The 11,643-nt window shown below is 27.4% G+C and carries 14 protein-coding genes; 8 read left to right on the forward strand and 6 right to left on the reverse strand.

Annotation, left to right across the window (positions count from 1 at the left end; genetic code table 11):
• Positions 1–377 precede the first annotated feature (377 nt).
• The 3 genes from ABY863_RS10330 to ABY863_RS10340 all read left to right on the forward strand — a co-directional run bounded on the left by ABY863_RS10330 (position 378) and on the right by ABY863_RS10340 (position 2,049).
• On the forward strand, positions 378–767 hold the full coding sequence (locus tag ABY863_RS10330) for a DUF302 domain-containing protein (RefSeq protein WP_372794510.1): 390 nt from the start codon (positions 378–380) through the stop codon (positions 765–767).
• Between the two features lie 142 nt (positions 768–909).
• Positions 910–1,398 (forward strand): hydrolase, encoded by a 489-nt coding sequence (locus ABY863_RS10335; RefSeq protein ID WP_372794512.1) that lies wholly within the window; start codon positions 910–912, stop codon positions 1,396–1,398.
• Between the two features lie 348 nt (positions 1,399–1,746).
• Positions 1,747–2,049, forward strand: a complete 303-nt coding sequence (locus ABY863_RS10340) for an HPF/RaiA family ribosome-associated protein (RefSeq protein ID WP_372794514.1) — start codon at positions 1,747–1,749, stop codon at positions 2,047–2,049.
• A gap of 6 nt (positions 2,050–2,055) precedes the next feature.
• Here the strand turns inward: ABY863_RS10340 and ABY863_RS10345 are convergent, their stop codons facing one another.
• Genes ABY863_RS10345 through ABY863_RS10365 form a run of 5 tightly spaced genes read right to left on the reverse strand, consistent with a single transcriptional unit; the run spans position 2,056 to position 4,140 of the window.
• Positions 2,056–2,211: a hypothetical protein gene (locus tag ABY863_RS10345; RefSeq protein WP_372794516.1), complete on the reverse strand. Its 156-nt coding sequence runs from the start codon at positions 2,209–2,211 to the stop codon at positions 2,056–2,058.
• A gap of 29 nt (positions 2,212–2,240) precedes the next feature.
• On the reverse strand, positions 2,241–2,402 hold the full coding sequence (locus ABY863_RS10350) for a hypothetical protein (protein ID WP_372794518.1): 162 nt from the start codon (positions 2,400–2,402) through the stop codon (positions 2,241–2,243).
• A 12-nt stretch (positions 2,403–2,414) separates the two neighbouring features.
• Positions 2,415–3,062, reverse strand: coding sequence for a dienelactone hydrolase family protein (locus ABY863_RS10355; protein WP_372794520.1), 648 nt, complete (start codon positions 3,060–3,062; stop codon positions 2,415–2,417).
• An 11-nt stretch (positions 3,063–3,073) separates the two neighbouring features.
• Positions 3,074–3,520, reverse strand: a complete 447-nt coding sequence (locus ABY863_RS10360; RefSeq protein ID WP_372794522.1) for a DUF2267 domain-containing protein — start codon at positions 3,518–3,520, stop codon at positions 3,074–3,076.
• Positions 3,521–3,537: 17 nt separating this feature from the next.
• Complete coding sequence (locus ABY863_RS10365) at positions 3,538–4,140, reverse strand: WG repeat-containing protein (protein ID WP_372794524.1); 603 nt, start codon at positions 4,138–4,140, stop codon at positions 3,538–3,540.
• A gap of 248 nt (positions 4,141–4,388) precedes the next feature.
• Here ABY863_RS10365 and ABY863_RS10370 point away from each other — a divergent pair, with 248 nt between their 5' ends.
• The 5 genes from ABY863_RS10370 (at position 4,389) to ABY863_RS10390 (ending at position 10,412) form a co-directional block, all read left to right on the forward strand.
• Positions 4,389–4,778: a hypothetical protein gene (locus tag ABY863_RS10370; protein ID WP_372794526.1), complete on the forward strand. Its 390-nt coding sequence runs from the start codon at positions 4,389–4,391 to the stop codon at positions 4,776–4,778.
• 95 nt (positions 4,779–4,873) lie between these two features.
• Positions 4,874–5,311 (forward strand): hypothetical protein, encoded by a 438-nt coding sequence (locus ABY863_RS10375; protein ID WP_372794528.1) that lies wholly within the window; start codon positions 4,874–4,876, stop codon positions 5,309–5,311.
• Positions 5,312–5,575: 264 nt separating this feature from the next.
• Positions 5,576–6,481 carry a serine hydrolase gene (locus tag ABY863_RS10380; RefSeq protein ID WP_372794530.1) on the forward strand — a complete coding sequence of 302 codons (906 nt, stop codon included), beginning with the start codon at positions 5,576–5,578 and terminating at the stop codon, positions 6,479–6,481.
• A gap of 94 nt (positions 6,482–6,575) precedes the next feature.
• The gene (locus tag ABY863_RS10385) at positions 6,576–7,475 is read left to right on the forward strand and encodes a serine hydrolase (RefSeq protein ID WP_372794532.1); all 900 of its coding nucleotides are present in this window, start codon (positions 6,576–6,578) and stop codon (positions 7,473–7,475) included.
• Between the two features lie 111 nt (positions 7,476–7,586).
• The gene (locus ABY863_RS10390; protein WP_372794534.1) at positions 7,587–10,412 is read left to right on the forward strand and encodes an Npt1/Npt2 family nucleotide transporter; all 2,826 of its coding nucleotides are present in this window, start codon (positions 7,587–7,589) and stop codon (positions 10,410–10,412) included.
• Between the two features lie 8 nt (positions 10,413–10,420).
• On the opposite strand, the gene ABY863_RS10395 is transcribed toward ABY863_RS10390, so the two are convergent.
• Positions 10,421–11,629: a serine hydrolase gene (locus ABY863_RS10395; RefSeq protein ID WP_372794536.1), complete on the reverse strand. Its 1,209-nt coding sequence runs from the start codon at positions 11,627–11,629 to the stop codon at positions 10,421–10,423.
• Positions 11,630–11,643: the final 14 nt, after the last annotated feature.

Genomic DNA, 11,643 nt, shown 5'->3' on the forward strand with positions numbered 1-11,643 from the left:
ATTATAATGGGAAGATCTAGATACTTCTTGAAGGGTTAATTTATTATTCTAATTTTTAGAAATAAAAGTTTTTTGAAAGATTATTTCAATTTCAAAAAGTTACCGAAGTCTTTTCATAAAAGAAACAGGAAGTTTCGACTTCCTGTTTCTAAAAAAATAAACCCTTGCTGTTGAAAAACACCAAAGGTTGAAATGAAAAGCTTAAAGATGTTTATTTAAAGACGATAGTTTTGGATTGTTTTAGAGATAAAATGATTTTAAAATTGTTTGAAAGCGATATAACAAATTTAACCTTTTCAGGAAACAGGGAAGCGCAAGTTTCCCTGTTTCTATTTTAACCTTTTTCTATATTGTAAACATTCTTAAAATATTAAAAAATGAATTATTATTATTCTAAACGGCTACACAATAAAACATTTCAAGAAGCAATAGAAAAAGTAACCTTAGAACTTCAGAAGGAAGGCTTTGGTATTCTTACGGAAATAGATATAAAATCAATATTAAAGAAAAAATTAAATGTAGATTTTTATAACTATAAAATTTTGGGAGCATGCAATCCTACTTTTGCCTACAAAGCATTAAAAGCTGAAGATAAGATTGGAACAATGCTACCTTGCAATGTTATTATTCAGGAAAAAGAACTAGGAATAATTGAAGTCTCTGTCATAAACCCAATAGTTTCTATGCAAGCAGTTATAAATGAGTCTTTAATTCCTATTGCAATGGAGGTTGAAGATAAGCTTCAAAAAGTTATTAAAACTATTTAATAGGCTTATGAGACCTGTTTAAAGGTAGAATTTTCTTCAACCTAAACTTTTTTACTCATTTAATTATTAGTTATTTTATAAGGTATTCGTGAATTTACTATTTCAGGCTCTAAAACAAATGTGAAATTAAACAACTAATAAGATGAAAAAAGAAAACAATGAATGCTGCCCTCTATTTCATCCTGAGAAATGGAATAAAAAAACGTTTAATTGGGATTGTAAACCATTCGTAAAAACATCAGTACCCACATTATTTCACATTCCCTTTCCTCTATTGATTGGAAAAAAAGTAACCAAAATGATGAAAATGGCAGAAGATTCCAACAAAATGTCAGAAAACATGGAAAGTGTTTTATTGTTATTTACAGATCCACACCTTTTTAAATCAGAAATTTATTTATCAGTAACTGGCAAGGTACCTAATTCTAATAATACAACAATTTCCGGCACATTTATGACTAAAGTTTTTGATGGTAACTATAACGCCATTCCAAAATTTATAAGACAAATGAATGACTATTTAAGCAAACATAGAAAAATTGCTAAAAAATATTATGTACATTATGCTTATTGTCCAAAATGCGCAAAAAAATATGAACATAATTATATGGTGCTGTTTGCAAAGGTTTAGAAAAAAACATCAAAAAAAGAAAAATCAATGCTGCAAGTAAAAACAACCAGCTTTACAAAGCTAATAATCTTGATGGTAAACTTACGTAATCGTTAATTCCCTTGATTTGGCATTAGTGATTCTCAGGATAATTTTTAATGTCTCTTTTTTAAAACAGCTATGGAAAGAAAAATACGGTACCCAACATTAGTCAAGAGAAAGTGAACAAAATAATTATAAAATGAAGGAGAATGTATTCAAATTAAATTTTAGATAATAAGATACAAGGGTTGATATATATCATTACTAATTGTTCTGGAAATAGCTATATTTAATTGTTAGTATTAATTCAATTTAAAACTTAAAACTATGGAAATTAACATTCAATTTGTAAAAATGCCCACTAGTGAATTTATGGAGGCTTTTGTAATAAAAGAACTCAATAAATTAGCTAAAAAATACGAGTGGCTTATTAAAGCTGAAGTTTTTTATAAACTAGAAAAAGATCCAAAAGGAAAAGGTAAAATTTGTGATATTCAATTAAGTTTACCAGGTCCAAAAATAATTGCTTCTTCTAACGAAGAAAGCTTTGAAGAAGCAACAGATGAAACTATACGAGATTTAAAAATACTCCTTAAAAAGCGTAAAAGTGAAATGAAACCTCATTTGTAAGAGTTGTTATTTAGAAAAACTTAATTGAAAATTATCATTGGCTTCTTTTAATAACCTAACACATTCTATATCAGTTATTTGATTAAATTCTTCATGAAATTGACCAACAGATCTAAAATCTCTGGGTACAAGCAAACAAACTGTAAGAAGTACATTTGGCATATTTTTTATTAAAAGGATGTCCTATTTTTTTAGATAGCACTATTTCTAATGGAGGGTTTATTTTTTGAAATTACACTTCCAACAGCAATACCTCCTCTTGGAATTGCTATAATTACAGTTTTTGTATTTTTACAATAATTAATTGACTTTTCTGCAATTAAGTTACCAACTTCTTCCCTACTAGCGAACATTTTACTTCATTTTTATATTTTCAAATAGGTATCAAACCAATTGCCTGTATGCATTGCTACCTGTTCTAATTTTCCATGTTCTGGAAATAAATGTGTGGCTCCTTCAATAATTTTAAGTTCACAAATACCTTTTATTTTTGACTGCGCTTTTTTATTTAATTCAATAACTACACTATCATTACCACCAACCAATAAAAGTGTAGGTGTTTTTACATCTTTTAAAATTTCTAGTGCAAGATCTGGTCGTCCGCCTCTACAAACAATTGCCTTTATAGTATCGCCTAATTTGGCTGCTGCACTTAAAGCAGAAGCAGCACCAGTGCTTGCCCCAAAGTAACCAATTGCCAAATGCTTTGTATCTTTATAATTACTAACCCATTTTGTAACTTTCAAAAGTCGATCTGTAAGTAAATCAATGTTAAATCGATTTTCATAAATTGTATCTTCTTCAGTTGTTAATAAATCAAAAAGTAAACTAGAAAATCCACCTTCAAGCAATAAATTAGCTACATAATTATTCCGAATGCTTAACCTACTACTTCCGCTACCGTGTGAAAATAATATAATTCCTTTGCTATTGGCAGCCAATCTTAAATTTCCTCTTAATTTAATTTGCCCAATAGGAATTTCTATTTCTCCATGTTTTTCAATAATATTCATCATCTTAGATTTTAAAACATTACATTTTGATATATCAAAAATTTCAAATCTTTAGGAAGAACCGTTCTAATATCTTCTAATTCACCAAGAGAGATATACTTGCGAAGAATTATAAATGTTGATTTAATATAATTTTCCGCAATTTCATCAGATTCAAAATCAACGACGGAAGTAACGCCATTAAAGTCTCTAATAACATATATAAAATCTTCCAAACTTTTAACTTTTATTTTAGCCTTACTAGACCATCCATTTACATATATTGCTTTTAAAAACATGGGGAATTGAGCAATTAGTTGTAATGATTCTTCAGTTGAAATTACCTCTCGTAACCCATGTAAAATAGAAGATAAAATACGTCCTGCTTTATCTGTATCATCTCTTAGATTTAAAGTTACTGCATACTCTTTTAAAAACGTATTAGCTTCTTTTGCGAATTGATTAAAATTTAGTCCCATAACAATGCCTTTTTAAGTTAAAATTTATAAATATCCCATTTTTCATCTTTTTTCATAACTGCTATTAAGTGTGGGGCAATAAATTTTGAATAGAATTTAGGTGGGATTTTTGAAATTACTGTTGGAGGAATATAATTTCGAGGATTTTCTAAATAGAGCACAATTTCCCCCTGAGTGTCAATAATAAATTCTTCTAATTTAGAACTAGTAATATCTTTTTTTAAAACTTCATTAAACCCTATTTTCTCTTTTAAAAGTTTACTAATAATTGCATATCCATTATAAAAAGTTGAAGCATTTAAATATTGAGGCGCAATTACTTCATTACCAGCAGTGTCTATAAATCCATATAAATATTCGTTGTCTATTAATTTTCTAATTAAACACCTTCCATCTTTAAAGTATGGATATGATTTTGCTTCATCTTTATTCAAAACAAAATCATCTCTATAATCAATAACTAATAAGCCTTCTTCATTTAAAAAACCCCACTGATTCCCATTTCTTATCGCTATCAAATCTTCATTTATTGGAGTAACTTCATCAATATTACTTATAACTTGAGCAAACCCAACTAGCTGAATGCTAAAGCACATTATTAAAATTAGTAGATTTTTCATGACTTCAATAATTTTTATTTACATAAAGCTATTACTTGTTTTAGATTCACAAAATGATATTCCTCAATTTTAAAACATCTAAAAATTTCTAGAAAATATAATTTATGCCATAGTAGTAAGTAAAACAAGGAGTTAATCCTTCATTTCTTCTAAAAACCTATTTTTAAATTTGTTGAAATATTTGATATATATCATTTTAATTTACCGTAATAATAAAGAACTTAGAGAGATGCTAAAATTAAAACATCATGAAATCGGGATTAAAATATGTGACTTTTAGTCATAACAAAAGTGTTAATGAACTTCTTTATAATATTTCATTATGGGTTTCTGAATTTGAATTTATTAAAATAGAATTATCATTTTTAAAACACCTTCTAAAAACCTATCCTTTCAAATCTAAAATTCCTAATTTATTTGAGCATATACAATTATTTATTTTAGATCTTGAAAGTTTAGAGGAAGACAGAAATTTAATTCAAAAAAATATACACCATCAAAAAAAACAGTTAAGTAACAAACTAAAATCTTCTAATTTAAATTTTGAAGATTTAGAAGAAGAAGTATTCAATTATTTAGAAGGTTATAAAAAACTAAAAGCTCGAATTTATCAATATGTAAGTGGGCTTATAAAATAACCAATAATAAAAATGAAAAACAATGAAATGATTCATCTCATTTTATTTGCTTCTTTTAGTATTTACATTTAATAAAATAACTTAAAACTACTAAAATGGGAACTAAAATTAAAAAAGATTGGTATGGCAGGGAAAAAAGTACTGAAGAATTACATCAAGATGCTAAAATATGGATCTCTGAGATTCACTTTATAAATGATGAAATTCGTTTTTTAGAGCATTTACTTAGCTCAAAATATATTGATTGTTTAGCTTCAGGTTTAGCAAAAAAAATTGAAATCTCTGTTAAAAAAATTTCTGAAGAGAAAGCAATTGGGCAATCACTTTTAGAACAAATTTTGAAACAAGAAGAAATATTGTCTGACTTAATTAAAAATAATAGTGTAAGCGGTAATACAAACTTTCTAGAAACCCATAAAAAATTAGCGCTCGAAATAAATAGCTATGAAAAAAAATATAATAGACTTAAAAAGCAAATTTTTGAAATTGTAGAAAATGTAATGAAGAAAACAGCACAAAAAAAATTAATTTAAAAAATAGCTATCCCATTAATATTCTTTATTTTTTAATATTATAAAAACTTCTTTTATGTTCTATAAAAAAACTACTTCAATTTTTAGTTATTTTAACTATAAAAGTTATAAATTTTAATTTTAAAATTATTTTTTAACCATTATTTTGTTAAAACCCTGCGTTTATAAGGAACTATTTTTTTGTTTTTTTGAAAATTTTAACAAACAACATATTTAAATAATAAATACATTTGTTTGTTTTTAAATATTCAATTTACCATCTAAATGAAGTTATATCAATTAATTATAGTTTTAACACTTTTCATTACGTCTACAGTAAAATCTCAAAGTGATTTGCCTTTACGTTTAGATGATTCAAAAATAAAACCGCTAAATAGTTTAAAAAATTCTGATCTTCAAAATAGCTTAGAACAAGAATTAAATAAAGTTCCTTCCTGGAAAAAATTAATTGCACAAAATAAAATGGCTGTTGGGGTAATTGATCTTAGTGATCCACAAGATGCTAAATATGCTAGTGTAAATAGCAATCAAATGATGTATGCCGCAAGTTTGCCAAAAATTGCAGTATTATTAGCTGCAATGGATGCAATTGAAAAAGGGCAACTAAAAGAAACTCCAGAAGTTATAAAAGATATGAAATTAATGATTAGTAATTCAAACAATCAGGCTTCAACAAGAATGATAGACAGGTTAGGTTATGCCAAAATAGAAAGCGTAATGACTGATGATAAATACAAATTATACGATAAAACCTATGGCGGTTTATGGGTTGGAAAACGTTATGCTGCTGGAGGGTCAACAAATAGAGAGCCACTTAAACATTTAAGTCATGCTGCAACAGTTGCACAGGTTTGTAAATATTATTATTTATTAGCAAATGGAAAACTTGTAAATAATGAAAGATCTAAAGAAATGCTAGATATCATGGAAAACCCAGCCTTACATCATAAATTTGTAAACACATTAGATTTAATTGCACCAGGTGCAAGATTATTTAGAAAATCAGGTTCTTGGAAAAACTTCCATTCAGATTCTATCTTAGTTTGGGGAAAAGAAGCTACCAGACGTTATATTTTAGTTGCATTAATTGATGATGCCAATGGTGAAAGTATTATTAGAAACTTAGTAGTACCTATTGAAAAGGCACTTAAAAAAGCATTGGCATTATAAATAATATACTAAAATTGTAATTATCTAGTTTTAAGTATAGTACTCTAATAAATTACTATTTTTTTAAAATTTTATCTCTAAAACTGTCTATAAAGTGAAAATACTTCAAACATTCTTGTTTTTGTTTTTATTTGTCACATCGATTATTTATGGGCAAAACGACTTGCCGATTCATACTAACCAATTAAATGTTAAACCACTAGGAAGTCTTTTAAACTTTGAATTTCAAAAAGGTTTAGAATTAGAATTAAATAAAATTCCAAAATGGAAAAGTTTAATTCAACAAAATAAATTAGCAGTTGGAGTTATTGATTTAAGCAATCAAAATCATATTGAATATGCTAGAATTAATGGCAACAATATGATGTATGCAGCTAGTTTACCTAAAATTGCAGTGTTGTTAGCGGCTATGGATGCCATAGAAAAAGGAGAATTAAAAGAAACTTCTGAAGTTAATAATGACATGAGATTAATGATTAGCAAATCTAACAACCAAGCAGCTACTAGAATGATTGATAGATTAGGCTTTGATAAAATTGAAAGTGTTTTAACTGATGAAAAATACCAATTATACGATGAAGAGCATGGTGGAGGCTTATGGGTTGGAAAAAGGTATGCCAGCAGTGGAGAAACACATAGAGAGCCTTTAAAAAATTTAAGTCATGCTGCAACTGTAAACCAAGTTTGTAGATTTTACTATTTATTAGCCAACGGAAAATTGGTAAACAACGAAAGGTCAAAACAAATGCTTGGTATTCTTGAAAATCCTGCCTTACATCATAAATTTGTAAATACTTTAGATCAAATTGCTCCAAATGCTCGTTTATTTAGAAAGTCTGGCTCTTGGAAAAACTTTCATTCTGATTCTATTTTAGTTTGGGGGAAAGATCCTAATAGGCGTTATATTTTAGTGGCATTAGTAGATGATGCTTCAGGTGAAAAAATCATTCGAAATTTAGTAAAACCAGTTGAAAAAGTTCTTAAAAATTATTAATTAGTTCTTCATTTACAAATTCAAATTGTTTCAAGTGAAATTCTTTGTTTACACTATACATTTCAATATCTTTAATGAAAATTTCTTCAACTTTTTTTAAAAAGAATATAAATGTTTAACATCATAACTCTTAAAAAATATATTTTACAAGTATTTGATTTAAAAGAGGAAGAGCTACACAAAACACTTTTACTTCAACTCAATATTTTTTTATTAATAACTACTTTATTAATAGTTAAACCAACTATAAATTCACTTTTTCTATCTGAATTAACTTCTGATGCTTTACCATTAGGATATGTATTAACAGCAATTATGGCTATTGTTGGTTCTTACTTTTATGATAAAATTTTAGAAAAATATCCTCTAAATAAAATTATTGAAGGTACTATTATTGGTTCTGTACTATCGTTAATTGTTTTTGGAATTGCCTTCACCTTTAATATAGCTGGAGGTTTAATTTTGTACATTCCCTATATTTGGGTCGCAATTTTTGGTTTACTAACCGCTTCACAATTTTGGATTTTGGCTAATTTAGTTTATAATGTTAGGGAAGCAAAAAGGGTATTTGGCTTTATTGGAGCTGGAGCAATAGCAGGTGGAATTTTTGGGGGATATTTAACATCTATTCTTACCACTTTTTTAAGAACTGAAAGCTTACTTTTTGTTGCTGCTTTTATTGTATTTTTTTGTTTACCAATTACAAAATATATATGGAAAACCGAAGTTGTTAAATTAAACACATTTCAGGTTTCTCTTCGTACCAGTCCAAAAGGGGAATCACCTTTTAAACTGATTAAACAATCAAAACTTTTAAGTTTAATTGCCATTGTAATTGGATTAAGCGTTTTAGTTGCAAAAATGGTTGATTACCAATATAGTGACTATGCTTCAAGACTTATTGAAGATCAAGAAGAATTAACTTCCTTTTTTGGTTTTTGGTTTTCAACATTAAGTGTTATTTCGTTAATGGTTCAACTATTTTTAACACAGCGCATTGTTGGAACTTTTGGTGTAGGAAAATCTCTATTATGGCTACCTTCAGGAATTTTAATTGGTTCAATTTTATTACTATTTCTTCCTCAAATTTGGGTAATTATTGTTATCAAAATAATTGATGGAAGTTTAAAACAATCTGTAAATAAGGCTGCAACAGAACTTTTATCAATTCCTATTCCTATTGATATAAAAAAGAAAACAAAAACATTTACTGATGTTGTTGTAGATAGCATTGCAACAGGATTGGCTGGTTTCATTTTAATCTTTTTTATTAATGGATTAGAAATTTCATCAACATACATAAGTTTAATTATTATTGCTTTAATTTCAGTTTGGCTATATTTTATTTATCATTTACGAAAAGAATATATCATTTCTTTTAAAGAATTACTAGATACTTCTCATGTAAAAAAAGAAAAAACAATAAAAAAAGAAATTGCAGTAACTTCAATAATTGGTACTGTAAATAAAGTATTAAAAAACGGTTCTGAAGGTCAAATTTTGCATATGCTTCAAAAAACGTTGGAAGCAAAAGATGAATGTTTTTTTGTTGCAATTAAAAGTTTACTGACTCATGAATCGCCAAAAGTTAGGGCTTTAGCTATAGAAAATTTATACTTTTTGAAATCTGAAAATTTATGCTTTCAAATAGAAACTATGGTAAATGACCGAGATCAACAAGTTACAACAGCTGCTTTCAGGTATTTATTAAAAAAATACAATAATAATACCATCGAACTTTTTGATAAATATTTGAATAAAAAAGATGATACTATTGCCAATGCTGCTTTAATTGGACTTTCTTTAGAGTTAAGAAACCATCCTTTACTTCAAAACAGCTTCGATTTAGAAAAAAGAATTCAATTAGCTTTACAACAAAGTGAAAAATTAGTAACTGAAGAACAAAAAACATATAAAACACAAGCCATTTTAGAAGCCATAGGAAATGCAAAAGTTGAAAAATTTTATCATATTTTAAAGGAACAATTACAGTCTAAAAATCAATCCATTCAAAATACTGCTATTTTAAGCAGTGCTAAAACTTTAGATAAACTATTTATACCAACTCTCATTGATTTTTTAAGTGGTAAAGATACCCGAAAACCTGCTATTAATGCATTATTTAGCTACGGTGAACCTATTATTGAAATATTAGTTAAAAGTGTAAAGGAAGAATCTATCGCTTTAGATGATGCCATTCATGCGGTTGCTGTTGTTGAAAAATTTGCTTCACAAAAAGCAATAAGTTCCTTAAAACAATTAACAGACAATACAGAACACTCAGTTAAAATTGAAGCCATTGAAGCATTAAAAAGGTTAAAATGGAAATATCCAAATCTATATATTAAAGACAGCTATATTATTGATAAGGTGCTAGATGAATGTCATTTATATCAAAATACACTTTCTATAATTCACTCACAAATTGTTATTCAATACAAAAAGAAAGATTACTTAAATGAAAACATTGAGGTTATTGAAGCTAGAAATGGGTTAATGCAATTATTAGAACAACGTTTGGATAGACAATTACAACGTATTTTTAGATTTTTAGGCATTAAATACCCACCTAACGATGTTGAACCTATTCTTAATATTATTTTAAACGGTAAAGAAGAACAACGCATACATGCCATAGAGTTTTTAGATAACATATTAAATATTCAACTAAAAAAAGAATTGATTCCAATTGCAGAATCTATACTCGTTGAAACTATTTCTGAAGAAAAAATAAAAAAACTGAACTTAAAAATTCTTAGCGAATCCGAGTGTTATAGAGTTTTATTAGAAAGAAATGATAGCAAATTAAAACTTGCCGTATTGTATTTAATTGAAAAAACCAACGATTCAAAATATGTACGATTGGTTGAATTAGTTGCAAATGATACGAATGAAAAAATTAGAAATAAAGCATTAGAAATATTAAGTAAAAAATAAATAATAGTTTATTTATTAATCAATTTATCAATACTTCCTGCCAAATACATATGATCACTTGCAGAATTTTTTCTTAAAACATTCGTCATTAAAACCACCATATATTTTTTATTATTTGGATGCTCTACAATAGCCACAGAATTCATAAAATTTTGAACATTTCCCATATATTTTCCGCAAGGTTCACCTTTACTTCTATCACATTTATACAAACTTCCCGATTTAAAATAAACTGCCGCATCCCTTAATGCTGGTGATTGTGCATATCTAATTCTTCTATCTGTCATATACATCAATCGTTTCATTTCTAAACTAGATTTTTCATCCACCACTTTTCCTTGCTCTAATTGCACTAAAAACTTCATTAAACCAATTGGACTCCCAATACTTCCATCTTTACTGCCAATAAAATTATTTGCTCCTCTTGTAAAAAAAGTTCCTAAACGCCATTCTTCAAAAGTAATTCCAAGTTTTCGTAATGGTAAATTAACCACATCATTTCCTAAATCAGTTAATTCTTTTTTAGGTGTATTTTTAAAATAAGCATCTGCTCCTTCCTGTGTTAAAGCTGGATAATCTTCACCAAACGCAGCCATTAATAACGTTTCTCTCCAAACAATACTTGCAGCACCATTATTACTTACAGACATCATATGATCTGTCCATTCAAACAAGCTAAAAACATCACTTGTAATCACTTGTCTTTTCACTAATTTATTAGTTTCAATATTAAAAATTGGTATCGTATGCTCATCTATTAATCCCCATAAACCTGCTTTTACAGATTTTGTTCTTAATAATTCTATACGTTTTTCAAAAGAATCTGGATAAATTTTAGCCAATTGGGTAAATAAACCTGTTAAAACTGCCAATTTACCAACACTTCCTGGTTGATAACCTGCAGTTTCGTTACGGGCAGCATAACGAATATTATTCACATCAGAAATATCAATTACTGAAAGTGAATAACTTTTATCTAAACCATAAAAGAGTCCATTAATTTCTTTGTTGAATTGTTCCTCTTTTTTTAGAAACTGAGCTGTACTATCTTTCTTTTTTGAAATAAGGTTTAATGAAATTTCATTATAAGATTTTAATGCACCTGAAGGCAAATTTAAATTCTCTTTTATTTCACCACTTTTTATGCGTTCTAATCGCAATAATCTCTTAATTCCTGTTCGTGAATACCCATCAATTGGATATGGATTAAAACCCACAAAAGACCAACACA

It is taken from the genome of Lutibacter sp., assembly GCF_041562875.1.
Taxonomy (GTDB): Bacteria; Bacteroidota; Bacteroidia; order Flavobacteriales; family Flavobacteriaceae; genus Lutibacter.